The organism is Dermabacter sp. Marseille-Q3180 (assembly GCF_940792985.1).
In the GTDB taxonomy this organism is placed as follows: Bacteria; Actinomycetota; Actinomycetes; order Actinomycetales; family Dermabacteraceae; genus Dermabacter; species Dermabacter vaginalis.
On sequence record NZ_CALNWU010000001.1, the window covers coordinates 348,650 to 374,138 of the forward strand.

A 25,489-nucleotide genomic window follows, 5' to 3' on the forward strand; every position below is an offset into this window, starting at 1 on the left:
TTTCGCGGCGCCGTATCCCCTATCGCGCCATGAAAGGATTGGCATGGACAACCCCGCATCCACCGCAGGGGACCGCTTTGTGCGTGAAGCCGAGCGAGATCGCGCTGTCCAACAGGACAGCGCGTTCCTCGGCCACCCCCGCGGCCTTGCAACGCTCTTCGGTCTCGAGATCTGGGAGCGCTTCTCCTACCTCGGCTTCCAGGCGATCCTCGCCCTCTACTTTGCCGATGCCATCGCCAACGGCGGCATGGGCTTCGAGGAGGGCGTCGCCTCGAGCATCGTCGCCGCCTACGGCGCACTCGTATACCTCCTCTCCATCGTGGGCGCGTGGATTGCGGATCGCATCATCGGCACCTATCGCACGGTACTCTTCGGAGGCATCATCATTGCCGCCGGACACATCTTCATGGGCATCCCCACGGCCTTCTCCACCTGGTTTGGGCTCGCCCTCATCGTTCTCGGTACGGGGCTGCTCAAGCCCAACGTCTCCACCAAGGTCGGTGAGCTCTATTCGAGCGAGGATGAGCGCCGCGACGCTGGCTTCTCCATCTACTACTCCGGCATCAACATCGGTGCGTTCCTTGGCCCCATCATCGCCGGCTGGCTTGGCCAGGAGATCGGTTGGCACTGGGGCTTCGGTGCAGCTGCGGTGGGCATGATCGCAGGTGTCGTCCAGTACGTGCTCGGTTCCAAGCATCTCGCGGGTAACGAGGCGGCAGCTCGCATCCGCGCCGCCTTCCGTGCCGACCGGGGCTTTTGGGCAACAATTGGGCTCATCGTGGCTGCGGTGATCGCCGCGGCTCTTTTCACGGTCCTCGCGGAAGACGGCATCAATGCCCTCGTGAACGTCATCTCGATCGTGAGTGCGATCGTGCCGATCGTCATGCTTGTGCTCATGGCCCGCTCGCCCAAGGTCACGAAGGCTGAGCGCGCGAACCTCATGCCGTATTCGCTCTTGCTCATTGCCCTCGTGGCGTACAACCTCATGTACTTCCAGACGGGCAATACGCTCAACTTCATGGCGCTCAACCGCACCGAGAACTCTCTGTTCGGTTGGGGTTACCCCTCGACGTGGTACATCTCCCTCACCGCGATCGTCGAGATCATCATGGGCCCGGTTCTCGCGCTCCTGTGGGTCAAGCTCGGTAAGCGCCAGCCGCACGTTGCGGCGAAAGTTGGCCTTGGCACCGTGTTCGGTGGTGCCGCCTTCCTCGTGGTGGCCCTCGGCGCGAGCGTGAGTGGCGAAGCGGCGATGCTCTCGGCGATCTGGCTCGTGATCTGCTATATCTTCCTCGGTCTCGGCGATCTCGTGCTGCAGACGAGCGGCATGAGTGCCACGACGAAGCTTGCACCGCGCGCCTTCGCTTCGCAGACGATGGCCGTGTGGTTCGCGGCAATGGCCCTCTCGCAGGGCATCCAGGCGCAGATCGTGAAGTTCTTCGACTACGACAACGCGGCCCTCTACTTCGGTATTCAGGGCGCCCTCGTCGTCGCCTACGGCGTTTTCCTCATGGCCATCACGCCATGGCTCAAGAAGCGCATGACCCTCGTGGGCTAAAAGCATCTCGCCAATTTTTCACTCAGAAAGGAGCACAGCTCTTTCATGAAATACATCGACGATTTCCCCTATGACGTGAAGATTGTGGAGGACTGGATTCCTCTCGCCGACGGCACGAAGCTGTGGATGAAGGCTTTCATGCCCGTCACCGACGAGAAGGTCCCCGCTCTTCTCGAATACTTGCCCTACCGTGCGGGTGACTGGACGGCGCCTCGCGATCACGAGCGTCACCCCTACTATGCGGGTCACGGTTACGCCTCGATCCGCGTGGACATTCGCGGCCACGGCAACTCCGATGGCGTGCCCGGCGACGAATACGACGAGCAGGAACTGAGCGACGGCGAAGAAGTGCTCGCGTGGATCGCCGAGCAGGAGTGGTGCACGGGCGACGTTGGCATGTTCGGTATCTCGTGGGGCGGCTTCAATTCGCTCCAGCTCGCCGCTCGTAAGCCCCCGCAGCTCAAGGCGATCGTGACCACGTGCTCGACGGACGACCGCTACGACAATGACGTGCACTACCTCGGCGGCTCGATGCTGGCCGTGGACATGCACGCGTGGGCGGCGACGATGCTCGCGTTCGAGTCACGCCCGTCTGACCCGCGCGTGGTGGGCGAGCGCTGGAAGAACCAGTGGCTCGATCGCCTAAACAAGATGGAGCCGTACATCGACGAGTGGATGCGCCACCAGACTCGCGATGAGTACTGGAAGCACGGCTCCGCGTGCGAGGACTACGACAACATCGACGCGGCAGTGTTCGCCGTGGGCGGTTGGTTCGATCCGTACCGCGACACGGCTCTTCGCCTGTGCGAGAACCTCACGTCGCGCGGTAAGAGCGTCAAGGGTCTCATCGGCCCGTGGTCGCACCAGTACCCGGATCGCGATTTGCGCCCCGGCCCCCACATCGACTTCCTCGGGGAGACACTCCGCTTTTGGGATCTGCACCTCAAGGGAAAGAACACGGGCTTCGACGACGAGCCGCTGCTTCGCGCGTGGATGCTCGATTCGATGCGCCCGAGTTCGGTCTATGACGAGGTTGGCGGCGCCTGGGTGGCCGAAGAGTCGTGGAACACCGACGAGCGCCCCAAGGAGCGTTTCGCTTTCGCGTCGGCGAACGCGGTCCCGGCGGCGGAGCGTTCGGGCAGCGAAATCCGTGTCAAGAGCCCGCAGGATACGGGCATGAGCGCGGGCCGCTACTTCCCCTTCGGCAACGCGGGCGATCTGCCCACCGATCAGCGCGTCGACGATGCGAAGAGCGCATGCTTCGATTTCGTTCTCGACGACGACGTGGCGATCCTCGGCAATGCGTCACTTCGCTTGCGCGTCAAGTCGGCGCATCCGAAGGGCCAGGCCTACGTTCGCCTGACCGACGTTGCCCCGGATGGCTCCTCCACTCTTGTCACGCGCGGGAACATGAACTTCTCCGCTCGCGAGGGACGCGACAAAGCCGTTGAGATACCCACTGATCAATGGGTGGATCTCGACATTCCCCTCACGGGAATCGGCTACGTGCTGCCGAAAGGCCATACGCTTCGCGTGGCTGTGTCGAGTGCCTACTGGCCGTGGGTGTGGCCGCAGCCGGGGGCCGACGGTTTCTCACTCGATATCGAGAAGAGCTTCCTCGAGGTTCCCGTGCGCGAGACTCCTGCCGAGGATTCACAGGCGGCGTCGCGCGATGCCGCCGTCGGATTCGGCGAAGCCGTTCAGCCCACTCCCCTCGACGTGAAGTACCCGGAGTCCGGGAAGGCCGGCGCGAGTAGGCCCGAGCGGCTCGTGCAGCAGGATGTGGTGAAGCGCGAGACGATGCTCCAGGTCGATCCCGCGTACGGTGGCACTCGTGTGTACCCCGATGGTTTGCACTACGACGAGGATACGGTCGAACGCTACTGGATCACGTGGGACGATCCTCTTTCGGCACGCACCGAGGCCGTGTGGAACGTCGGTCTCAGGCGCCCGGACCTCGATTGGGACGTGTCCCTGACCGCGACGACGCGCATCACGTGCTCGGCAGACTCGTTCACGACCGAGTCGATCGTTGAATGCCGCGATTCGGGCGAGATTGTGTTTGAGAAGCGGTGGAGCGAGGAGATCCCGAGGATCGCTTCGTAACCAGCCGTCTTCTCCCCACAAGCGGCGTCACCCCGCGAAGGTGGCGCCGCTTTCGCATGCCTGCGTGGTTAACCGCTTAATTGCGAGACACGTTGGCGTGAGATTCCGAGGATCGCGCCTACATCCTCTTGACTGAGGCCGTCTGCGCGCATTTTCCGAATGATTGAACGGCGAATTTCCGAGGCCATTTTTGCGGCGGCTTCGGCTTCGGCACTGGCCTGGTCAGCGCCACGCTTCGCGTCGTCATATTCGGTCGTCACGCGGAGCGTCTCTGCTTCGTGGCCGGCATCACCGAGTGCACGTTCAGCGAGGGCTGTGATCTCGGCAAATGTTCGGGCGCGGATCCGGATCTTCTCGCCGTCAACGGCAAGCGTTGCGTCCCATTCGCGCCCGCTCCGCTCGGCTTTGACCTCGATCGTCATGTGTTCCTCCTTCTCCACTCCCAAGTATGCCACCTTCCCTTGCGTTGAGAACGCAAGGATATCTAGCAACTTTGGGCGTGAAGGGCCAATGGCGTCCCGGTAGAGTGGAGGCATCACCGTCACTCACAAAGGAGGCGCACATGACCCCGCCGAAGTACGCGCAGGCATACCCGAGCGCGACTGATCAGCAAAACATCTCGGCCGCGAACTCTCGCGTCGAAGCACGCATCGCGGGCAAGGGCGCCATCACTCCCCCGCAGTTCGCCACCCTCCTGCAGGCCTGGCGACTCGAGAAGCTCGCATGAGAGGCGGGCAGATCATGCAGAACACCCTTTCGCCCAAGGGCCTGCGGGGCAAGGTCGCATTTGTGACGGGAGCATCTGGTGCGCTCGGTTCCGACACCGCCCGAGCACTCAGCGCTCGTGGCGTTCGGCTTGCCCTTCTCGGCCGCAACACCGAGAAACTCGAGGCGCTCGCCCGCGAACTGGGAGGGCCCGAAAAGGCTCTCGCGATCGAGATGAACGTGCGTAACCTCGCCTCGGTCGAAGCCGCCGCGAAGAATGCCGCCGAGCATTTCGGTGGCATCGATATTGTCGTGGCAGGGGCAGGCATGGTGACGACCGAACTTGTCGAGAACTACTCGGCAACGGGTTTCGTGGACGACATTGATACGAATCTCAACGGTGTGTGGCGCACCGTCAAGGCCACGCTTCCCTACGTGCGCGAATCCAAGGGGCACATCAGCATCGTCGCTTCACTCGCCTCGTTCATTCATATGCCGGAAATGTCCGCATACTCGGCCTCGAAGGCCGGCGTTCTCGCGCTCGCGAATTCGCTTAGGCTTGAGCTCGATGGGAGCTCAGTCACCGTCGGAACCATTCACCCCTCGTTCTTCGAGTCCGCGCTTGGCAATGCACTCACGACCTCACCGCTTCTCAACCGCGCAAGCGGGAACTTCGGCGGGCTCTTCACACCGATCAAACGCGAGGACGTCGTAGCCGCGATCGCCAAAAACATCGAGCGGCGCTCACGTGTCGCCGTACTCCCACGCGCCTTCTCAGCTCTCGCGCTCATGCCGGGGCTCGGCCAGCGCGTCATCGAACCGTATCTCACCCACAACCTGCGAAAAACCGCCGGGAACCTCGAGCGCTAACGCGAGAGACCTTCTTCGCGCGGGCTTCGGCGTCTCAAGCTTCGAGTTCCGGCTGTTCCGCTCGGGCCTGCTCGAACACCTCTTTTGCTGCACCAAGATTGACGAGCCCGATGACGATGCCGACCGCGACATCGGGGAGAACCGAATGCCATACGAGAGTCACGAGCCCCGCGGCGATGATGAGCACGTTCGCAAGCACGTCGTTGCGGGCAGCGAGCCATGCGCCACGAACGAGAGTACTGTGGCCCGTGCGCAGGCTTACGAGGAGCACTGCGCAGCAGGCGTTAATCACGAGCGCGGCGAGGGCCGTTCCGGAGAGCGCAAACGGCTCCGGCGGCAGTCCCGTGAGGATCTTGTGAATCGCCATCGCGAACGCGGCCCCCGCGGGGATCAAAATGAGTCCGGCAAGCGCGTAAGACGCTTTGCGTCTACTGCTGAGCGACCACGAGAGAGCAAGCAGCACGAGCGAGTTGATGAGGAAGTCCTCGAGGAAGTCCGCAGCATCGGCAAGCAGGGAGGCGGAGCCAATCGCGAAGGCGAGTATCGCCTCACCGAGGCAGCCAGCGAGGTTGAGGAGCGCGACGATCAGTATTATTCGTCGCGCACGAGTGTCAAGTTCCGGGGCGTTCATGCCCTCTCCCACGATTCGAGATGTCCTTCCTGCACCCGGAAAAGCGGGTGCGATTCAAGCCTATTTCCCTCTAGTGGGAGTCCCTGCCACTGCGGGGCGCGTTCGCGCACTTTGCGTCGCAAGTGCTCAGCTTCGTACGCGAGTTGACCGGTCGTCACCGAGAGGGCGCCATCGAGGTGGCCCGGCACGTGAATTTTCGAATGATTGAACGTGTAGCCGCGGCAGTCCGCTTCGAGCGCGATTCCCGTGAGGAACGCTCCGATGCTGGCCTCGGGATTTTCGCTTTCACGGAAGCGCTCGAGTTGGGGGTGCTTCGTGTATCCCGTCGTGAGGCCCGCAAGCACCTTCTGCGCAAGAAGAGCCTCACGCCAGCAGGCCACAAGTGCCATTCGGTCGAGGTAGCGCGGGTGGAGCGACCAGAGTCGCATTGAGAACAGCCTTTCCGGGGGAAGAAGAAGAGAAAAGTGGGTTCCTCTAGAGTATCGACCCTCACACACGTACAGTAAGATGCGGACGACTGTTATATGGCTCCGCACGCGGCGCCGCATCGAAGGAGAGCCGATGTCTTCACCCTACGATCCCCGGGAACATCAAAGCGCCCCGCAACCGCCGCAAGGGTCGCTACCACCAATGCCGCCCGAGCAGAAAAAGTCCTCCGGGGGAAAAATCGCCATGTGGTCGTGTATCGCACTCGCGATCATCGCCCTCGCGCTCGTCGCTTTCGGTGTCGCCGGCTTCTTCCTGTGGAAGAACGCCGGGCAGACCCCCTCACAGCCGGACCCTGCGCCTCACGAAAGCACCACGACCTCAGCGCCGGAAAGGGGGGGGGCAACCCCCCCGCCGGCAGGTGAGGAGACAACTCCCGCTGACGACCCCGCCGCACCCGGGACTACGAACGATATTCCGCAGGACCCCGACCAACTACAGGCCGACTTCTACGCTTCGCTCCCCCCGCAGATCGAGAAATGGTCGACGAAAGACGTATCCGGCTCGGTCATCTACACCGACGGGAACGGTGGCCGTATCAGCTTCCTGCTCGTCGACCCCAATGGCACCCCCGACGACCCAACAGGCGGACGCGAAGGCGAGGTCGTTTTTGAGCGCGGCTCATGCGGCACCAACCGCAACAATCCCGAGCACGTGACGTGCACGATCTACCCCAAGAAGTTCGACACCGCGATGTTCACCATGACGTCGAAATACTCGAATGTCGAGGAAATGCAACGCATCGCGACTGCTGTCATCGAGGGGAAGTAACCCCACGACGTACACGTGAAGGTAAAGGGAAACCATGACTGGCCCGCACAACCTGCAGAATCGCGCACGATCGCCGCTGGCGATAATTTTTGCCACTTGCGGCTGCCTCATCGCCGCAGGTGTGGCTGGGATCGTGATCGCGGTCGCCGCGATCATCATCGGTATGCCCAAAGCCGCAAACCCGCCGTCACCAACATCTAGTACGTCGCCGTCATCGTCTAGCCCGTCGGCGTCGGCGGACGAAACCTCGCCCCCACCTGTCTCCCCAGCGCCTGGCGTCCCTCAGCCGACGCCAGGCCGTCCGTCAACGAATACGGGAGATAACATCGACGACACCATAAACGCCCGCCTTCCCGACACCATCGGTGAATGGAACCTCGCCCACATCGGCACAAGGCCCATCTACGCGCGAGGCGAAAACACCATTTCGATCCTCCTCACCGCCATCGCCGACGGTAAAGCCACTGCGGAAAATCCCTCGTGGGGAATCGAAGGTGAGAAGGTTTTCGACCGTGGCGTGTGCGCGCCGCATCCCGATGGCCGCGGAGGCTTCATGTGCTGGGTATGGCCCAAGGACCTCCCCGACACAGTGTTGACGGTGCAGTCTCGCCACGCGTCGATGGACGAGATCATTAAGGTCGCGGAGGCTGTGCGCGGCTAACTCGAGTACCTGTCTCAGGATCCGCACACCTCCTAAGATTGTCTACAATCGGTGTAGGCTTTCGCATATCCGCTCTCACTCGGGTCGGTATGACGAAAGGACTCCCCGTGACTGCGACCCCCTCCTCCCCCGCGTCCCCCTCTCAGGAGGTCGAGCCGAAGGGCTTTCTCGGGCTCGTCGTGCGAGTCGGCAACAAGATCCCCGACATCACGACGCTCTTCGTGAGCGCCCTCGTGATCGTACTTCTCGTCTCGGCGCTTTTGTCGTTCGTGAGCTTCGATTACGTCAATCCGGCGACCGACGAGAAAATCCAGATCGTCAACATGCTCGCGCCCTCCCGTCTCGTTGAGCTCATGGCTACGGCTGTCACGAACTTCGCGACCTTCCCCGCCCTCGGCATGGTCATTGTCGCGACCATCGGCATCGGCATCGCGGACGGCTCCGGTTATATCAACGCGGCTCTTCGCAAGCTCCTCGCCTTCACGCCAAAGTCGCTGCTCACTCCCATGATCATCGTCGCGAGCATGCTTTCGCACCTGGGCCCCGATACCGGTTACGTCGTGATCATCCCGGTCGCGGCGTACATGTTCTACGCGGTCGGCAAGCACCCTCTCGCTGGTATCGCAGCGTCGTTCGCCGGCATCGCAGGTGCCTTCGCCGCAAACTACACGCCCTCCGCGATCGATCCCGTCATCCAGGGATTCACGGAGCCCGCGGCACGCATCATCGACCCGAGCTACAGCGTCAATATTCTTGCGAACTACTTCTACAGCCTCGGCGCAACTTTCACCGTGATCCCCGCGCTGTGGCTCGTGACGGAGAAATGGGTGGAACCTTGGCTCCAAAAGAACTTCCCCCTCGATGTCACCTCCGATGACATCGAAAAGGTCGACACTCCCCTCACCTCCCGTGAGAACCGTGCCCTGTTCATCTCCACAGGCGTCTTCGTTCTCGCGGTTATCGGGCTCGTCATCTCCCTTCTTCCCGCTGATTCAGCATGGCGCGCTCCTGGAACCGGATCGCTCACGGCCCCCGACGCCCCGATCATGAAGTCCATCGTCATGATGATTTTTGTGCTCACCGGCCTCGTGGGTCTTCTCTACGGATTCATCTCCGGCCGTTTCACGGGCCCGAAGGGCGTGTCAAAGGCCATGGAAACGATGACGGAAACTCTCGTCCCTCTCATCGTCTTCTATTTCTTCGCCGCTCAGTTCATGTGGGCCTTCAATCAGAGCCAGATCGGTTCGCTCCTCGCTGTCTCCGGCGCGGAATTTCTCCAAAACCTCAACCTGCCGCCGCAGCTCACGGTCCTCGGCATCATTCTTTTCGTCGCGTGTTTGAACCTCATCATCACGTCCGCCTCGGCAAAATGGGCGATCCTCGCGCCGATCTTCGTGCCGATGCTCATGGGAGTGGGGATCGCCCCCGAGCTCACGCAGGCCACATTCCGCGTGAGTGACTCAGCGATCAATGTCATCACGCCAATGTTCGCGTTCTACCCGCTCATCATCACCTACTGCCAGCGGTACGTAAAGAAGTCGGGCATCGGCACGCTTTCGTCCATGATGTTGCCGTACTCGATCGGCCTCATGGTGACGCTTACGATCACGCTCTTTATTTTCTGGGGCTTCAATATTCCCCTTGGCCTCGACTCAAGCTACGTCTACCCGCGCCCGTAAGGTGCGCGAAGAAAGGATGATTACCGTGACTTCTAGCCCAATCCAAGATGCCCTCGCCGAACGCTTCCTTCGCTATTCGGCGATTTCGAGCCAGTCCGATGCCTCTGCCACGACCGTGCCCACGAGCGAGGGGCAGTGGGAACTTGCGCGATTGCTCAAGCGCGAACTCGAAGAGGCCGGTGCCGAAGCGATTCACCTCAGCGACACGTGTGTACTCACCGCCAAGATTCCCTCGAACATTCCCGGGGATGCCGCGGCACCCGCGATCGGTTTTTGTACCCACCTCGATACGGTCGATGTGAACCTCTCCCCTGAGGTGAAGGCTCGCGTGATCGAGTACAGCGGCGGGGACGTGTGCCTCAATGACGCTAGCGGCGTGTGGTTGCGCGAGAGCGAGCATCCCGAGATCAGCCGCTACGCGGGTGAGCGGATCCTCGTCACCGACGGCACGAGCGTGCTTGGTGCCGACGACAAGGCGGGCGTCACGTCCGTCATGGAGGCGGCTGTGCGCCTGCTTCAGGATCCGACGGTTCCCCACGGCGACGTGTACCTCAGTTTCGTTCCGGATGAAGAGATCGGGTTGAGGGGTGTACGGACGATGGACCTTGCGCGCTTCCCCGTCCAGTACGCGTTCACTCTTGACTCGTGCGAGCTCGGCGAGGTTGTCGAGTCCACCTTCAACGCGGCGAGTGCCACGATCGACATCGTCGGTGTTTCCGCGCACCCCATGAATTCAAAAGGAAACATGGTGAACCCGATCCTCATTGCGCACGACATCATCGCGCAATTCGATCGGGAGGAAACTCCGGAGTGCACCGAAGGCCGCGAGTCCTACATTTGGGTGAACGAGATCGAAGGCAATCAGACGACGGCGCGCGTGGGTATTTCGGTGCGCGACCATGATCTTGCAGGTTACGAGGAAAAGAAACAGCGTATTCGCGATATTGCCGCGCGTGTGCTCGAGGCGAATCCGCGTGCGAAGGTCACGGTCGAGATCGAAGACGTGTACGGCAACATCGAGGACGCGAAAACTGAGGAGAATGCGGTTGCGACCGACAACATCGTGAAGGCCATGGCGGAACTTGGCATCGAGCCGATCAACCTTTCGATGCGCGGCGGCACGGATGGTTCGTGGCTTTCGCGCCAGGGTATTTTCACGCCGAACTTCTTCACGGGCGCGCATAATTTCCACTCGGTGTTCGAGTTTTTGCCGCTTAATGCTTTTGAGAAGAGCTTCGAGATGGTGAACACCCTCATTCACCAGGCAGCTCAGCAGTAGAGTCCGCGCACACCGCGCAAAAAAGGGCCGGCGGCCTCCCGTGGGAGATCGCCGGCCCTACGTATCGGTGAGAGCTACCGATTAATGTTTGCGAGCGGAGCGTGCAACGAGTGTGCCGCCCACGCCAAGAAGCACGAGAGCTCCGAGAGCGGTCACGAGGTAGGCGCTACCGTCGACACCTGTACGCGGAAGCGAGACGTGGCTCTTCGGTTTTTCCGGCTTTGTCAGGCGGATGGGCTGATCAGCCTTCGACGGTGCCTTCGCTGGCGCTTCGACCGGGTTCGACGGTCCGTCGGCGGGAGCGGGGGCAGGTTTCTCGGGTGCCTTACCCGCGCCTTCGTCCGTGTCGTCATCGCCGTTCCCCGGGGCGGGATCGGCAGGGATTGCTTCCGACGGCTGCTCGCTTTCATCGGAGGCGACGTCGAAGGCGTCACCGACTTTGCCCAGGCGGAGGAATACCGTCTCGCCGGTCGCGTCGTCGAGGCCGTCGTTATCGGTGACGGCATACATCGAGCCGTCTTTCGCGACGGTGAAGCCTTCGAGTTTTTCCTGGGTCCAGCCGTTGGTGGCACGAAGCTTCGGGAGGACGTCAAGAACCTTGCCCTTGCCAAGCGCGATCGGCGCGCCGTTCGCCGCAGCCACCTCGTCTTCGCTTGGAAGCGCTACCTGCACAAGCTGCTTCACCTTGGCATCGGGGCCGTTGAGCTTGTCGCGCTCGATGAGCACGAGCGTGTTGTCGACGATCGTGAGTTCGGAAAGGCCCATCCAGTCGCCCTTCGTGTCGGTCGCGGTGAGCTCGACCGTGTACCAGTTCCATTCCTTGGTCGTGGTGTTGTAGCGGCCGATGCGTGCGACGTTGCCTTCGGACTCCTCGAGTGGCTTGACGCTCGGGTCCTTCCACAGCGGACGCTGGATCGCGACGAAAACCTCTTCTTCGCCCTTCTCATTGACGCGGGCGTCGATCCCCTCAAGACCCCACTTGCCGATGTGTGCGGATACGTCCTCCGGAAGGGCGATCTCTTCCTGGATGTTGAGGTCTGCATCAGTGCGCACGAGGCGGTTCTTGTCGCCCGTCTTGCCTTCGGAGGCAAGCCAGAAGCCGCCATCCTCGCGCTGAGTGAGGCCTTCGATGTCAATACCTTCGGCGTGAGCACCGTCGCGCTTGACCGCGCGACGCTCGGTGATGAGAGCCGGGGTGGCCGAAGCGTCGATCGTGTAGAGGTAGGCAACGTCAAGAGCCGAATCGGAAGCGGCGTAAAGCGTGGAGGCGTCGGACTTGCTCCCCGCGAGTGAACCGAGCGCCGTCCACGGAACCGCATGGCCGTCTGCTTGCGTTGCAGAGACAATGCTCGGCTGGGCGGTTTCGGGGGCATCGGCACCGAGCTTGTAGAGGTTCACGGCGCTGCGCACGCGAGCGGAGGCGTCATCGGTCTCGCTCGAGACGGCGAGAAGGTTCCGCCCGGGAATCGGCAGAATCCCCTCTGGTCCGTTGGTCGTGAACAGGAGCTGCTCGAAGGTGGGGTTGGACGGGTCGTTCACGTTGTAGACCGCGACGAAGTTGGAGCGCTCCGAGGCGACGAAGGCGTAGCGGACACCGTCGATCTCAGCGACGGCGAGCCCTTCAATTTCGGGGCCTTTCTTGCCGGCGCGCTTCTCGTTATGGAGGCCGTACGCGTTGGCGAGTTCTTCGATTGAGTTTCCGGCGTCCCAGACCACTTCACCATCGGTGGCGAAGATGGTCCAGCCGCGCGAACCGCCCTTCCAGTCGCCTTCGTTCGCGGTCGCGACGTGTTCATCATCGACCCATGCGATCGCGTCAGGTTCGCGCGGGATTCCATTGAGCGATTCGGTCGGCAGAATGTCGCCATCCTTGCTCGCATCAATGCCGTCGATGTTTGCCCAACCAGCGGTGAAGACGCTCGTAATCTCGTTCGTGTTGAGGTCGATGATCGCAACGCCGTTGTTCTCTTGGAGCGTGACGGCGAGCTCGTTCTTCGAGTTAATCGACACGTACTCGGGCTCGAGGTCCTCCGGGGTGTCAAGGCGCGCGCTCTTCACGATGTCGAGAACGTTGCCCTCGTCATCGGTAAAGTTCACCGGAACCGCGCTCCAGGTTGAAGGATCGCCCTCAAGCTTGAGGGTCTGCACGAAACCGGTGGGCATCTGGGGGAGACCGCCGTCGACGTCCTCGCGTTCTTCATCGCGCTGGTTCTCGATCGCGATCGCGGCGATCGAGCCGTCCTTGTTAATGGCGATCGAATCGGGCTGGCCCTTGAGGTCGATCGAGGCTACCTTCTCGCGAGTGTTGACCTCGAGCACATCGACGCGCCCCTTCGGATGCTCAAAGTCGCCGCCGGTCTCATCAATCACGACGAGCACGTAATCGCCGGCGACAGCAACCGAGGTGGGCTGGTCATCGGCGTGTCCGAGCTCGGCCAGGGAGACGCTGCCCGCACCCTTGGGGTGATGGGGGTCGGAGATGTCGAGGAACCCGATGCGCTTACCCGCGGCATCGGTGTAGATGAGGGTGTTGCCGTCCTCGCTCACGGTCGAGATCTCGGCGACGGTTTCGTCGGCGGGGTCAACGCCCTCGGGGGCGTTCATATATACCGGGTAGGTCGCGGTGCGGGCGAAGGGGCTTTCGACGTTCTCGTCGCCATCGGCGAGAGCGGGGACAGCGAGGCCAAGGCCGAGCGAGCACACGAGGGCACTCGCGGCAAAAATGGAGGAGGTACGCTTCACGTCAGTACTTTCTAAGAGATGCGAGATCGTTCACGTGCGCCGGGGAAAGTTCACGCATCTCCCATGATTCTCCTGCTCGGTAAACGCACGGTTACGCAGCGGAGAGTGTTGAATGAATCGCTCCTCTCCAAGCAGGAAAAACGCGGCTCGACGGCGGCCTAGAAACCGTCGAGCCGCGCAGCGAGTCTCACGCTACCCGAGCAGGTCTGGGTAGTCGGTCTCCACGCCCTTGACGTGACGATCCACGAACGCGAGAACCGTCGAGTACCACGTGAAGGCGTTGTTCGGCGTGAGCACCCAGTGGTTCTCGTTCGGGAAATAGAGGAAGCGATGCGGGTTTTCCTCGGGGCTCTTCCCGCTTGCGCTGAGCAGCTCGTACCAAAGACGCAGACCCTCGCCGATCGGAACGCGATAATCCTTATCGCCGTGAATCACGAGCATGGGCGCGACGATCTCCCCCACTGAATCGGCGGGATTGTACTCGGCCACATGAGCATCATCGAGGTGGGCGCCCCAGTGCTGGCCAGCGTCGGTCGTGTGGCGGAACTGGTCGATGTTCCACAGGGACGCGTGGGTCACAATGCAGTCGAAGAAGTCTCCCGTATGGCCCGCCACCCAATTCGCCATGTAGCCGCCGTAGGATCCGCCAAGCGCCGCCTTCTTCGTCTCATCGATTTCGGGGCGTTCAAGCGCGGCTTTGGTGGCGCGCATGATGTCGTCGAACGGGCTCCCGCCAAGCTGATCCCAACCACGGTCGATCATCTGCTGGCCGTACCCGGTCGAGATGGCGGGGTCAGGAAGAAGCACCGCGTAGCCGCGCGCGACGGCGGTCCACGGGTTCCAGCGCCAGCTCCAGCTGTTCCACGAGCCGAAGGGGCCACCATGAATCCACAGGAGCAGCGGTGCGGGATTGTCGGCGTTCGCTCCGCTCGGCACACACAGCCACGAGCGCACGCTCGTACCGTCTTCTGCCTCGATGCTGAACTCGGTGAGGTCGCCCGGAACCTCCGGGGCCTCAAGCGCGGCATCGATGCGGCTCACCTCGCGCGTGTCGGGATCGAGACGCACGGGAAGAGGCGGCTGGTCGATGGCGTCCTGAAGCGCCACAAGGGTTCTGCTGCGCTCATCAAGGGCGAGGTGGGAGTAGTGGAACTTCCCTTCGGTGAGGAGCTCGACGGTTCCTTCCTCAGTATCGAGCTTGAAGATTCCGCCGCGGCCTTCATGATCGGCCGTGAAGTAAAGACTCTTTCCGCACGGTGTGATCGCGGCATCTCCGATCCAGTCCGAGAAGTTCGTCGCCGTAGCTGTGCGCTCGCCGGTTTCACAGTTGTAGATCGAGTACTCGAGCTTCAGCGGCACGGTGCGGCTCACAGCCGCCTCACGGGAGAGGAGGAGGTAGTCTCCCGCCGGGCTGACCGCCTCGAGCATGTGGTGAACGCCCTCCTCTTCGGCAAGAGTCGTCGCCTCTCCCGATTCGACGTCGACCTTGATCACGATGGAAAATGCGTCGGTGCCGCGCGCCGTGCGCGTGAGGGTCGCGTACACCGAGGAACCGTCGGAACTAATCTGGGCACCCGAGACCCGTTCGTAAGGGGCGAAGTGGGTGAGCTGGCGAAGCTCGAGTTGTGCATCGTCGTCTTCGGCATCGAGCGGCTCGGCCACGAAGATTTGGCTCACGGTGGGGCCAAGATCGTGATCCCACGCGCGCACGGGATAGCCGGTGTGGAGGATGCCCGTGAATTTCTTGTCTTCGCGCTCTTTCGCGATGCGAGCGTCGTCTTCGGCGTCCTTTGCATGAGGATGCACCCCACTCACGAGCGCGATGTGACCGCTCTCGCGCGCGATGCTGAGTCCGGCAAAGCCTGAGTGGCGCTTCGCGACAACGCGGGCCTCTCCCCCGCCGTTCGGAAGCAGAAAGAGGCGCTGTTCACTGTCGTCATCGCCCGTCTCGCGCTTCGCGGTGAAAAGGATGTCTCCGTCGTTCGTGAAGCCTGCGAGGGCCTCCCCTTCGAGGCCGCGCGTGAGCCGGCGGGGTTTAGCGGCGCTTCCGTCGCCGTTCGGGAGTTCCCACAGGGCACTCACGTACGCGTTTTTCTTGTTGTTCAATTCGCTTCGCACGGCGATCAGGCGATCGCCTCCGGGCGAAAGCGCGAGGCCCGTCAGTCGCGGCTCTGCGACGAATGCTGTGAGGTCATGAAAAATTGATGCTGTCTCAGTCATGGAGCAAGCCTAGCGAGAAAAGTGCACAGTGTGCTGCGCGTCTCACCCGGAGGAAGTCGGCCCGCGACAAACGAAAAACCCAGGCCCGATACCGGCAACCTGGGGCTTTAGTTCGGCGTGGACCTAGCGGGAGGCTTGTCGACACTTGCCCCGGCGTTAGCACGGATGAGTTCAATGCACGACGCGATCCGGAGCCGCACAGGCGACTCGGTCGGCCGTGAGGTCTCTCGGGCCCATGGCACGATGAGCGCATGCCCACGCCCGAACAGCGCCGTCACGGCCTCGCGCGGCTGCGGCGCGTCCGGGACCGGATCGACCGCGAGTTCGACCAGCCCCTCGACCTGGAGGGCCTGACCCGCGGCGAGCACATCTCGGCCGGGCACCTGTCGCAACAGTTCACGGCCGCCTACGGAGAGTCGGTGTACTCCTCGCGACACTGGCCAGAATCAGTGCCGAGACCGCCCACCCGTAGGTGTCCATCCCTCCCAGCTCTGAGGCGATGGCCGGCAGAGCCGTGGTCACCCCCAGTCCGTCGAACGCGACGATGCCCACCGAGACCAGCAGACCGACGGTGACCAAGCGCAGCGCGGGCGAGAACACACCTTCAGTAGTGGCGGTCATGCACGCTTCTCCATCATCCCATTGTCGGAACTGAACGTCGCCACGGTGAAGTGGATGTCCTCGCCGGGGTTCTCCAGTTCGTCGACGATGGCGATCGCGAAGTCCGCCGCATTGATGCGAGAGGTTCCGCGCTCGTCCACCAGGAGCGTGTCTGTGCCGCGTTCGTACCGTCCGGTTCGTGGTCCCGGTTCGAAGATCGCTGGTGGGCTGACGTACGTCCACCGCTCATGTGGATGCTGCTGACAAGCGGTGAACTGGTCCAGGCTCGCCTGAGCGATGGTGCGCCACGCTGCCGGAACATAGGTAGGGTCGTCAAAGACTCGACGGCCCGGCAAGCTGGGCGACCACAGGGGTGCGGATCCGCCCACCACGATCACGCGAACATCGTGGAGCCGGGCGGCATCGAGCACGTTCCGGGTGAGGGCAGACAGGCTACTCTCCTGGCCCGGCGCGGGGCGGACGGCGACAACAGCCGCGTCCATGTCGGCCACAGCCGCTGCTACTGACGTGCTGTCTGCGACGTCGACGGCTCGGGATGCGACGTCGGCCGCACCGTCCGCGCGCGGGTGGCGGGATGCGGCGAGGACGTGGTGCCCGCGTCGTGCGGCTTCGTCGGTGATGGCAGAACCTGCCATACCCGTGGCTCCAAAAATGGCGATCTTCATGCGTTGTCCTTTCGTCGATTCGGTGGTGGAAGTTGCCCCGAGGCCAGGGCGATCAGTGCCGTGGCGAAGCCGACAAGCTGGATCGCGGTGAGCGCTTCATCCGCGATGAGCGCGCCCAGTGCCGCAGCGGTCAGGGGTGAGAGCAGGCCGAGCAAGGCGGTCGGCGTGACGGGCAGATGGCGGATACCCGCGAACCAGATCGTGTACGTCAGCAGCGCCCCGACGAGGCCGAGCCAGGCGTATCCGGCGAGCGCGGCGGCGTCGATGCCGGGCGGGCCGTCGATCACCAGCGCGGGCAGCAGCAAGATCAGCCCGGCTGCGGTGAGTTGCCATCCCGCCAGTCCGACGGCGCTCACGTTCACGGGACGTCCCCACTTCTTGGTGAGCACGACGCCGGTCCCCATGGACACGGCACCCGCGAGGCCCGCCACCACCCCGAGCGGGTCCAGCGCGGCCTCCGGTCCGAGGACCACGAGGCCCACGCCCACCATGCCGACCACGCCCCACAGCAGCCGCCAACCAGAGAGCTTCTCGTGCAGGATCACGACAGCGAGGAACGCAATCACGATCGGCTGCACGGCGCCCAAGGTGGCAGCGACCCCACCGGGCAGACGCTGAGCTGTCACGAACAACAAGGGGAAGAACGCCCCCATGTTCAGTCCGCCCAGCACCAGACTCTTCCACCACCAGTTGCCCCGGGGGAGTTGGCGGGCAACCGCGAGGGCGATCAGCCCGGCCGGAAGGGTGCGCATCAACGCGGCGAACAATGGATGTCCCGGCGGAAGCAGGTGGGTGGTGACGATGTAGGTCGTGCCCCAGACCATCGGCGCAACGGCCGTGGTGGCAATCCAGCCGGCACGTGCCGCGGGAGTCGTCGCGCTGTCTGTGCCTGGCGCGGTCGTGGTGTTCATGTGTTCCACCCTCACCCCCACACGGTCATGAGTCCAACACATGTTTGTCATTTCTGGCATGCACAGCGATCATGGATGAATGGAGTTGCAGCAGATGCGCTATGCCGTGGCAGTCGCCGAGGAGCGGAGTTTTACCCGTGCCGCCGAACGGTGTTTCGTGGTCCAGTCAGCGCTGAGCCACCAGATCAAGGCGCTCGAACAGGAGATCGGGGTCCAGCTTTTTGCGCGCACCTCACGCCGCGTGGAACTCACCCCGGCGGGGGAGGCCTTCGTCCAGGCGGCACGGCAAAGCCTGGCCGCTGCCGAGCGTGCCGTCGCCGACGCCGCCGCAGCCGGCGGCGAGGTGCGCGGGTCTTTGAGCATCGGAGTGATCCCCACCGTCACGGCCATCGACGTGCCGCACCTGCTCGCGTCTTTTCACACCAGACACCCCGCGGTTCGCATCGCGCTACGCACCGGAGGCAGCAAACAATTCCTGGGCGACATCCGCTCCGGTCAGCTCGACGTCGCCTTCCTCGGACTTGCCGAGAGCACACCCCCGCATGGGGTCGCCACCAGGGAACTCTCGAGAGAATCCCTGGTCGCGGTACTGCCAGCAGCACACCCACTGGCATCGAGCACGCACGTGACGCTGGAGGACCTCACCCACGAACGGTTCGTCGACTTTCCCAGCGGAACCGCCGGCCGGGCACAGGCCGACCTTGCATTCAGCGCGGCCGGCCTGCAACGCGAGGTGGCGTTCGAAGCGATGACCATCGATCTCATCCTCGGACTCATCCGCAACGGCCTGGCAATAGCCCTCCTATCCGCCCATGTTGTCCCCGCAGACCACACGCTGGCAGCAATCACCGTGCAGGACGCGCCACGGCGAGTGGAATACCTCGCCTGGAACGACTTCAACCCCAGCCCCGCCACCACCGCGTTCCTCGACGCCGTCACCCTCCATCACGCAGAGCGCGCCGAGCATTCCGCGGACCTCTCTGACGAATCACCCTCGTGACGTCTACCTAGCAGGATGAAGCGCCCCCCACCAAAGCGCCTCTGGGCTACCTCAACGTCCGCACCACCGATGCCCGAGGAAGCGAGTCCCGCGAGATCGAGATTGACCCCGAACGCGCCGACCTCGTCCGTTTCGCATTCACCGCCTACGCCACCGGGGGCTGGTCCCTGTCGCGCCTGCCTAACGAACTCACACGTGGCCTGACCACCCAGTCCACCCCTCGCAGTCTGCCAAACCACTCACCACCACCGGCCTGCACAAGATCCTCACCACAATCCCTGCTACCAGGGCACCGTCACCTTCCGGGCGTCACCCACAAGCCCCTCGTCGACGCGGAGACGTGGCTGCAGGTCCACACCAACCTCGACGCCAACAACGCCCGGGGCGAACGAGCACAGAAGTACGACCACTACCTCAAAGAAACCCTGTACTGCGCCTGCGGAGCCCAGCTCATGATCGAACGCACCTACCAGCGCAACTCCCTCAGCCACGCCCAGGCCGCACAGGTCCGGAAGGTGCTCAACGACATGTTCGACCAGCTCGAAGGATCCAGCGAGGACGAACGCAAGCTCCTGACCGCCCAACGCGACAAACCCGAAGCCGAACGCCTCAAACACGTCCAAGCCCACTACGCCGACGCGATCCCACTCGACCTCCTCAAAAGCGAACAAGACCGCATCCGCGCCAGCCTCGACCAGATCTCCACCCGGCTCGACAACCTCACCGACACCTACGCCGACGCCCGAACAGGCTTAGACCAGCTCACCGACCTCCTCGTCGACCTCGACGACCTCTACAACAAATGCGAACCAACCGAACGACGCATCCTCAACCGCGCCCTGTTCACCCGCATCACCATCGACGACGAAGAGAACGCCACCTACACACCCGACAAGACCACCGCCAGCATCCTTGCCCACACCGGCATTAACGCCCCGGCACAACTCACCGCAGAAACAAAACTGCCCCGCCATCAGGCGGGGCAGTTTCGATTATCTAATCTTACGTGGACCTAGCGGGAGGCTTGTCGAAACTTGCCCCGCCGGTGATTCAAATGGTGCGAGCACACCAGTCGATCCGCGCTGGACGGCACACGTCGCACCGTCGGAGGCGCCAACCGCAGCGGGCGGGTCTCTGAAAGCTGTGGCCCGGCAAGTTGGTCTTGGACATGAGCGGCTCTCTCGTCTCCTTCGGGAACGCGGTGTCGTCCTCCGGAACCACTCACCGTCCAGCAGCGACATTCGGCTGATGCGGTCCATATATGAGCAAGGGGCTTCACTGGAGCGTGTGGGCGACAGGTTCGGTTACACAGCCGGGACAGTCCGCATACACTTGATCATCGCCGGCGTCGTGATGCGTGACACGCACGGCCGCGGCGCACTCCCGAAAGTGCAGCAGGCCCATCGCTGAGGATCAACCCGCGCCTAGGCATCCGAGACACGTTACGTAACCTCAAGGTCCAGGCGGAGCGTGCAGCTCTCGTCGCTGGGCGGAAGTAGCTGCACGCCTACCCCTCCCCGCCCCGACCGAGGGGGAGGGAGGGAGCGCAGCGCACGACTGACGACCGCGGCGAGGACTGCGGCTGAGACCGTCGCACACCGACGACCTACCGGCGACCAACAGACCATGCTGTCCTAGCGCGTGCCTTCCGGGATCGCTGTCAGGAGGCGCGACCCATTTGCCGATCATGCGTGGTCAGGAGCAGCTCCGCCACGTGCGTTGCCTCGCGGATCACGTAGCGGCCGGTCTCCTTGCTGATGCCCGTGGGCAGCGTCCTCCCGTGGCCGGTGCCCTGGAGGTTGCGCAGCTCGTTGATCGTCGAGGCCGTTGTCTTGGCCGACTGGTAGATCGCGCGGAGCTGCTTGCCGCCAGGCTGCGAGGCGTCGACCAGCTGTGGCTGGAGTCCGAGCCGCTCCATCGCCAGATGCAGCAGCGGTTCGAAGTCGAGCTTCCCTGTCGGGAGCATCATCTGCTCCTCCAGCACGAACTTGCAGATCGATTCCAAGAGCTCCTTCGCTCCACCCAGAAGGGCCCCCGGATCCTCGACGTTCCGTCGCAACCGAGCGAGCTGTTCGTCGAGGGCCTGTCTTCCGCCGGTCTCCAGGTCGAGCGGCTGCTCGTGCTGGAGCCGCCCTTCGTCGTCCAGCACAGCACCCTGAGCCAGGAGCGCGCGCTGCAGGGTCGCGACCCGCTCCTTGGTCTGCGCGTCCGAGCTGTTGAACGCGCCATCGACGCGCAGCGCCGTCAGCAGCTGATCCAGTGCCTTCGCGGCCACGTCACCCGGACGTCGCCGGGCTGTCCGGCACAGCAGCAGCACTCGGTGCTCCTTGTTCGGCGTGCCGGTAGCGACGTCGTAGGGGTCCTCGTCCGATAGACCACACGCCGTGAAGCACCTCGTGAGGGTCGCGTGGCTCGGGCCCGCGCCGCCGAAGAAGAACTTACCCAACGAGGCGGCGACCTCGTCCGATAGCAGCTGACCTATCACGGAACTCCCCTCGTCTGGCGCCATACGACGGCACGATCCCGACCAGTGTCTCAGGACGACGCGTTCGGTTCCGGCAAGCGGATCGCCTCACCAGCGGTACGTCGGCTTCGGTTCATACCGGCCGTGCCGTGCTCGCTCTTCGTGCGTCCACGTGGGCACGTCGCCCGACGGCAGCACTCGGCGCGGGTCGACCGCCGCCAGGTGACTGCGGGCCCACTCGACAAACGGGTGTCCCTCCTCGCCGATGGCGCGCTCCAACTCGTCGACGAACGCGGCCATCTCGCGGTGCCTGGCCCACGCGTCGGCACCGGCGTGGAGCGCCTGCTCCCACTCCTCGTAGCCGCGGCGCAGCTGCTCGACCCGGTGGGCCTCCTCGCGGCGAAGCCTCTCCTCCTCCTCGCGGCGGCGGCGCTCCTGCTCCATCTGCACTGCGCGCTCGCTGGCGGCCTCGACAGCGGCGATCACGTCAGCCAGCCGCTCCTCGACCTTGACGCGCGCGCCGTCGGTCCACGAGGCCCCGGTCTTCCGTCCGTCGCGGTCCGTCAGATGAAGACGCAGTCTGCCGTCACCGACGTAGTCGTACCTCGGTACCCAGACGTACTGGCCCTTCGCCCGGCGCGCGGCCTCCTCCTTCGTGCCCTCGTGCGGCCGCCGCTTCGTCACCTCGCTGAACACGATCCCCACCGTCGCGTGCCCGGCATCAAGCAGGAGCAACGCTTGGCTCGCATAGTGCAGGTAGGTGCCGCGGTAACCATCGGGCTCGCGGCGCGCCTCCACGGGCGTGACCGTCCAGCCGCGAGCCAGCGCCTCGGTGACGAGAGAGTGGGCCACCAGGACGCAGCGCCTTCGCAGGGGCATCGGAAGCCGGCCCGGCCGATCCCTGAGTTCCTTGACGGCCGGGTGGGGTCGCCGGACGACTTGGCGCAGCGGAACCTGTTCCTGGGGCTCCTGCGGCACTCCGACTGGCTCTCGCGTCTCAGCCGGCGCCGGGGAGGGCTCCGGAGTCCCTGGTCTTGCAGGACTCCCTGCACGGCGTGTTCGTGGAGCCGGTGGCCTCTCGGCCTCACCCGGGTACCTGCCGTGTTCGACGTAGTACCTGCCCGTCTCCGTGAGCTCGGCCGTCCACTTCCCGCCCGGGCGGCGGACCTTGACGAGGCCGCGCGCCGTCAGCGCGGCGGCGCTCAGCTTCATCTCCGGCCGCGGCGGGTCCTGGGAGCCTCCGGCGGCGAGCCAGTCGAGCACCTCACGCTGGGCGTCGTTGACGGGTCGGGGTGGCATGGTGGACTACCTGCGTTGATCGTTCGAGTGTGCTCTCACCCGGATCGTCGATCCGTCGGTGGCCAAGAAGCAGCTCACAGGGAAGCGCCGCGCGGTTCGGGCGAACCGGAAGGCGATACGGGAGTCGAGCTCGGTCACGCCCTCGAACCGGTCCAGCAACCACTCGTCGAGATCCAGTGGCTCGTCATGCAGGAGCTTGTCCACTGGCGCATGAAGACCCGCAAGAACCAAGGTGTCGATATTGAAGGGCCACTGGCCTAGGACCTTCTCGATTTGGGAGGGGCCGAAAGTCGACAAGTCCGCGGCGGAGATCGACTCGGTAGCAGCTTCTGTACCTGCGACGAAGTCCTGCGCACACTGACATAGATAGCGGTTCAGGTCGACCGAAGACCCGGCCGACCGAGCGTGCACTAGGGGCACCTGCCACGTCCCGTCGACGGATCGGGTCGCGAGGACACGCTCTGTCACAGGCATCAACTCCAGGATGTGGCGACGACCCACCGGCAGCATGAAGCCCACGCGCTCCGGCTCCTCGTCGGGGTCGGAGAGCAAGTCGAAGCCAAACCCGAGATCCGGGATGACAATATCCCCATCCAGTTCGAAGACGTACCATTCGCAGACAATCGCTCGTGCAGCGAACCTGTTCATCTCGACCAAGCGATTCAAATTCAAATTCGTCTTGTCAAACAAATCGGGAGCTTCAGTCTGCGGGTCCTCTACGCCCTCCTCCTTCAGACGCGCGACAACTCTCGCCTCGTATGAGCGATCCCGAGCGAAGGTTGCGGCAACGAAGGGCACGAGGATTCGGATCCAGTCCGAGGCGCTGAGGGTTCCGGCGATGAGATCATCCAGAACCCTGGGCAACTGCGGCTCGTACGCGTCCCACAACTTGTCGATGGCGCGCCCCTGCGAGGTCTGGAAGAAGTCCTGGTCGACGCCGTACAGACGCTTCTTGTACCCGATGGAAGCCGCCGTCGTAACCCGGCCGGCGGTATGGCGACTCACGACGTGAAGCCTGCGCTGACGAAGCGGTCCACTCTCGTCTTCGGAAAAACGCCCGAGCAGGGCCGCCGGGATGAAGTGATCCTTAGCCATGCAGTGCCTCCTCGCAGACTTGGCCTGAACCCGGCAACGAGACTATCGGCAGACCATGCAGATGGCCCTGTCCAACACGATGCATCTCAATGACGCCCTCACCTGGATTCAAAGCAGCAACAAGGCCCGATCCGACCCATCGATGACGGCAAAGGTTCGAGCCGTGTGCGTGGGGTGGAGGTAGCGCGACAGTGCTCTAACCTTGCCCCGACCCTCCAGTTGGCGGTCACGTTGCATCGAGCGATCCGACGTCGCCGCAGGCCAACGGTGGGGCCGGCCTCCTCTCGGCCGCTGCCGCGTCCGGTTCCGCGGTTGACGGCGGCGATGCTGGATGAGGCGGAGCGCCGCTACAAGTGCGGCGAGATTCTGCGGGTGATCGCTGACGATCTGGGCGTGAGTCGGCAGCGCCTCGCTGACCGGTTGCGGGATCGAGGCGTGCGACTGCGCCGCGAGAAGCCATCATCGGGAGAGGTTCTCGAAATGTGCCGCCGTTACGAGCAGGGCGAGTCGCTGGCCAGGGTCGGCGAGCGGCTGGGTTTCAACGCGAGCACGGTCCGGACGAACCTGCTCGTGCGGGTGTCTCGCTTCGTGATCCGCACGGGCGGGAACGGTAGGCGAACAAGCAGAAGGATTCGCTCTCTTCCAGTCGAGAGCGGACCCTTGGCGGTGGCGGTAGCGGATCAGTCCGTGGGGTCGCTACCACCGGAGGGGAACGACCGCGGGGCCTCGGCATCGAGGTGTGCCTGCTTGACGGCGATCAGGTTTCTCCTCGACGGAGCTTGTCGTGCGGTCTTTGGTGACGTGGATGTCGACTCCAGCGTCGTGGAGCTGCTGGACGACGGCGACGTGATCGGCGTACTTAGAGCCGAGCCGTGCAAGGTCGGTGACGATGAGCCCGGTCACGTCCTGCCGCTCGACGGCATCGAGCATGTGACGCAGGCCGTGGCGACTGTGCCCGACGTCGGTGAAGACCTCGGTGACGGTCAGGCCGTGCTCGTCGGCGTAGCTGCGGCAGTCGGCTTCTTGCTGGTTCAGCCAGGCAGGGTTCTCCGCCGCGCTGTACCGGTAGGTGACTGCGTTCATGATGCACCGCCGACCATGACCGGAGCATCGTCCGGCGTGCCGCGCCCCTCGGCTTCACCGCGGACAGCGCGGCGTTGGGCGTGCTCGCGGTGCCGGGCACCGGCGAGGGCGATGAGGCTCATCGGGCCGAGCCAGAGCATCTTGAGCGCGTTCCACGCGCACAGCAGCACGACCAGGTGGAGCCAGCCGGGACCGCCCTGCTCGATGTGATCGCTCAGCAGCTTCACCGCTGCGATGTAGGGGGCGGCGAGCAGCATCGCCGGGACGCCCCATTTGAGTCCGCGGCGACTGTAGACGGCATCGCGGATGCGGTTCGTCGGGAAGAGCCGGCGGACCGGCTCCAGGTTCTGGGCGGTGTTCTCGCTCTGGCGCCAGCGGCGCCGCACGCGGTCGCTGAAGAACATCGGTGGGTCTCCATTCAACACGGTTCGAATGTTAGGAAGCGGCGTGTTGGTGGTGGCCCCGCGAAAGGGGTGGTCCCGGAGAACCCGACAGATTGGAAGCCTCCGCTTCGCCTTCCACTCTACGCCGGCGTGCGGACAAGAGGAACCCCCGACCCGGGAGGCCAGTCCGGTCCCATCGGCGCCAGGTGGCGTAGATTGACCGTCAGGAGCTCCTTGCTTCCCGTCAAGATGACCTTCAC

The 25,489-nt window shown here is 63.7% G+C and carries 23 protein-coding genes and 1 pseudogene; 11 read left to right on the top strand and 13 right to left on the bottom strand.

Translation table 11 applies throughout. From position 1 onward, the window contains the following. Positions 1-43 precede the first annotated feature (43 nt). Positions 44-1,558 (top strand): peptide MFS transporter, encoded by a 1,515-nt coding sequence (locus NBW56_RS01610; RefSeq protein WP_250257726.1) that lies wholly within the window; start codon positions 44-46, stop codon positions 1,556-1,558. 45 nt (positions 1,559-1,603) lie between these two features. Further along, positions 1,604-3,664, top strand: a complete 2,061-nt coding sequence (locus NBW56_RS01615; protein ID WP_250257727.1) for a CocE/NonD family hydrolase — start codon at positions 1,604-1,606, stop codon at positions 3,662-3,664. Between the two features lie 68 nt (positions 3,665-3,732). On the opposite strand, the gene NBW56_RS01620 is transcribed toward NBW56_RS01615, so the two are convergent. After that, entirely contained in the window at positions 3,733-4,086 is a 354-nt protein-coding gene (locus NBW56_RS01620) for a sigma factor-like helix-turn-helix DNA-binding protein (protein WP_150333152.1), read from the bottom strand. Positions 4,087-4,226: 140 nt separating this feature from the next. On the opposite strand from NBW56_RS01620, the gene NBW56_RS01625 reads away from it, so the two are divergent. Both NBW56_RS01625 and NBW56_RS01630 read left to right on the top strand, forming a co-directional pair. Next, positions 4,227-4,391 carry a hypothetical protein gene (locus NBW56_RS01625; protein WP_250257728.1) on the top strand — a complete coding sequence of 55 codons (165 nt, stop codon included), beginning with the start codon at positions 4,227-4,229 and terminating at the stop codon, positions 4,389-4,391. After that, positions 4,388-5,239 carry an SDR family NAD(P)-dependent oxidoreductase gene (locus NBW56_RS01630; protein WP_250257729.1) on the top strand — a complete coding sequence of 284 codons (852 nt, stop codon included), beginning with the start codon at positions 4,388-4,390 and terminating at the stop codon, positions 5,237-5,239. Before NBW56_RS01625 ends, NBW56_RS01630 begins: the two co-directional genes overlap by 4 nt. 34 nt (positions 5,240-5,273) lie before the next feature. On the opposite strand, the gene NBW56_RS01635 is transcribed toward NBW56_RS01630, so the two are convergent. Together NBW56_RS01635 and NBW56_RS01640 are read right to left on the bottom strand one after the other, a co-directional pair. Continuing rightward, positions 5,274-5,870, bottom strand: a complete 597-nt coding sequence (locus NBW56_RS01635) for a cation efflux transmembrane domain-containing protein (protein WP_250257730.1) — start codon at positions 5,868-5,870, stop codon at positions 5,274-5,276. Further along, positions 5,867-6,298, bottom strand: coding sequence for a pyrimidine dimer DNA glycosylase/endonuclease V (locus NBW56_RS01640; RefSeq protein ID WP_250257731.1), 432 nt, complete (start codon positions 6,296-6,298; stop codon positions 5,867-5,869). The genes NBW56_RS01635 and NBW56_RS01640 overlap by 4 nt, the downstream gene beginning before the upstream one ends. A 133-nt stretch (positions 6,299-6,431) precedes the next feature. On the opposite strand from NBW56_RS01640, the gene NBW56_RS01645 reads away from it, so the two are divergent. The 4 genes from NBW56_RS01645 to pepT all read left to right on the top strand — a co-directional run bounded on the left by NBW56_RS01645 (position 6,432) and on the right by pepT (position 10,746). Beyond that, entirely contained in the window at positions 6,432-7,127 is a 696-nt protein-coding gene (locus tag NBW56_RS01645; RefSeq protein WP_250257732.1) for a hypothetical protein, read from the top strand. Positions 7,128-7,161: 34 nt separating this feature from the next. Next, positions 7,162-7,788 carry a hypothetical protein gene (locus NBW56_RS01650; protein WP_250257733.1) on the top strand — a complete coding sequence of 209 codons (627 nt, stop codon included), beginning with the start codon at positions 7,162-7,164 and terminating at the stop codon, positions 7,786-7,788. A gap of 107 nt (positions 7,789-7,895) precedes the next feature. Next, complete coding sequence (locus NBW56_RS01655) at positions 7,896-9,467, top strand: AbgT family transporter (RefSeq protein ID WP_250257734.1); 1,572 nt, start codon at positions 7,896-7,898, stop codon at positions 9,465-9,467. A gap of 16 nt (positions 9,468-9,483) precedes the next feature. Continuing rightward, on the top strand, positions 9,484-10,746 hold the full coding sequence (pepT, locus tag NBW56_RS01660) for a peptidase T (RefSeq protein ID WP_250257735.1): 1,263 nt from the start codon (positions 9,484-9,486) through the stop codon (positions 10,744-10,746). A gap of 81 nt (positions 10,747-10,827) precedes the next feature. Here pepT and NBW56_RS01665 read toward each other — a convergent pair whose 3' ends face one another. Continuing rightward, positions 10,828-13,488 (bottom strand): esterase-like activity of phytase family protein, encoded by a 2,661-nt coding sequence (locus NBW56_RS01665; RefSeq protein ID WP_250257736.1) that lies wholly within the window; start codon positions 13,486-13,488, stop codon positions 10,828-10,830. A gap of 192 nt (positions 13,489-13,680) precedes the next feature. Further along, positions 13,681-15,708 carry a S9 family peptidase gene (locus NBW56_RS01670; protein ID WP_250257737.1) on the bottom strand — a complete coding sequence of 676 codons (2,028 nt, stop codon included), beginning with the start codon at positions 15,706-15,708 and terminating at the stop codon, positions 13,681-13,683. A 251-nt stretch (positions 15,709-15,959) separates the two neighbouring features. Here NBW56_RS01670 and NBW56_RS01675 point away from each other — a divergent pair. Then, positions 15,960-16,136: pseudogene (locus NBW56_RS01675) on the top strand (AraC family transcriptional regulator); the annotation flags it as partial. Here NBW56_RS01675 and NBW56_RS01680 read toward each other — a convergent pair. The 3 genes from NBW56_RS01680 to NBW56_RS01690 are packed head-to-tail and all read right to left on the bottom strand — an operon-like array spanning position 16,105 to position 17,905. Then, positions 16,105-16,329 (bottom strand): hypothetical protein, encoded by a 225-nt coding sequence (locus NBW56_RS01680; protein WP_250258544.1) that lies wholly within the window; start codon positions 16,327-16,329, stop codon positions 16,105-16,107. The pseudogene NBW56_RS01675 and the gene NBW56_RS01680 sit on opposite strands and share 32 nt — an antisense overlap. Further along, a complete protein-coding gene (locus tag NBW56_RS01685) occupies positions 16,326-16,994 on the bottom strand; it encodes an NAD(P)-dependent oxidoreductase (protein WP_284346081.1) in 669 nt (222 codons plus the stop codon). The genes NBW56_RS01680 and NBW56_RS01685 overlap by 4 nt, the downstream gene beginning before the upstream one ends. Then, the gene (locus tag NBW56_RS01690; protein WP_250257739.1) at positions 16,991-17,905 is read right to left on the bottom strand and encodes an EamA family transporter; all 915 of its coding nucleotides are present in this window, start codon (positions 17,903-17,905) and stop codon (positions 16,991-16,993) included. Before NBW56_RS01690 ends, NBW56_RS01685 begins: the two co-directional genes overlap by 4 nt. A gap of 79 nt (positions 17,906-17,984) precedes the next feature. On the opposite strand from NBW56_RS01690, the gene NBW56_RS01695 reads away from it, so the two are divergent. Both NBW56_RS01695 and NBW56_RS01700 read left to right on the top strand, forming a co-directional pair. After that, the gene (locus tag NBW56_RS01695; protein ID WP_250257740.1) at positions 17,985-18,905 is read left to right on the top strand and encodes a LysR family transcriptional regulator; all 921 of its coding nucleotides are present in this window, start codon (positions 17,985-17,987) and stop codon (positions 18,903-18,905) included. 452 nt (positions 18,906-19,357) lie between these two features. Continuing rightward, entirely contained in the window at positions 19,358-19,921 is a 564-nt protein-coding gene (locus tag NBW56_RS01700) for a hypothetical protein (protein WP_250257741.1), read from the top strand. A gap of 644 nt (positions 19,922-20,565) precedes the next feature. Here the strand turns inward: NBW56_RS01700 and NBW56_RS01705 are convergent. The 5 genes from NBW56_RS01705 to NBW56_RS01725 all read right to left on the bottom strand — a co-directional run bounded on the left by NBW56_RS01705 (position 20,566) and on the right by NBW56_RS01725 (position 25,250). After that, on the bottom strand, positions 20,566-21,390 hold the full coding sequence (locus NBW56_RS01705) for an abortive infection family protein (RefSeq protein WP_154654214.1): 825 nt from the start codon (positions 21,388-21,390) through the stop codon (positions 20,566-20,568). 87 nt (positions 21,391-21,477) lie between these two features. Next, positions 21,478-22,221 carry a hypothetical protein gene (locus NBW56_RS01710; RefSeq protein WP_250257742.1) on the bottom strand — a complete coding sequence of 248 codons (744 nt, stop codon included), beginning with the start codon at positions 22,219-22,221 and terminating at the stop codon, positions 21,478-21,480. Between the two features lie 453 nt (positions 22,222-22,674). Continuing rightward, positions 22,675-23,763, bottom strand: coding sequence for a DUF4238 domain-containing protein (locus tag NBW56_RS01715; RefSeq protein WP_250257743.1), 1,089 nt, complete (start codon positions 23,761-23,763; stop codon positions 22,675-22,677). A gap of 696 nt (positions 23,764-24,459) precedes the next feature. Continuing rightward, positions 24,460-24,846 (bottom strand): recombinase family protein, encoded by a 387-nt coding sequence (locus NBW56_RS01720; protein ID WP_230403683.1) that lies wholly within the window; start codon positions 24,844-24,846, stop codon positions 24,460-24,462. Next, on the bottom strand, positions 24,843-25,250 hold the full coding sequence (locus NBW56_RS01725; protein ID WP_250257744.1) for a hypothetical protein: 408 nt from the start codon (positions 25,248-25,250) through the stop codon (positions 24,843-24,845). The genes NBW56_RS01720 and NBW56_RS01725 overlap by 4 nt, the downstream gene beginning before the upstream one ends. Positions 25,251-25,489: the final 239 nt, after the last annotated feature.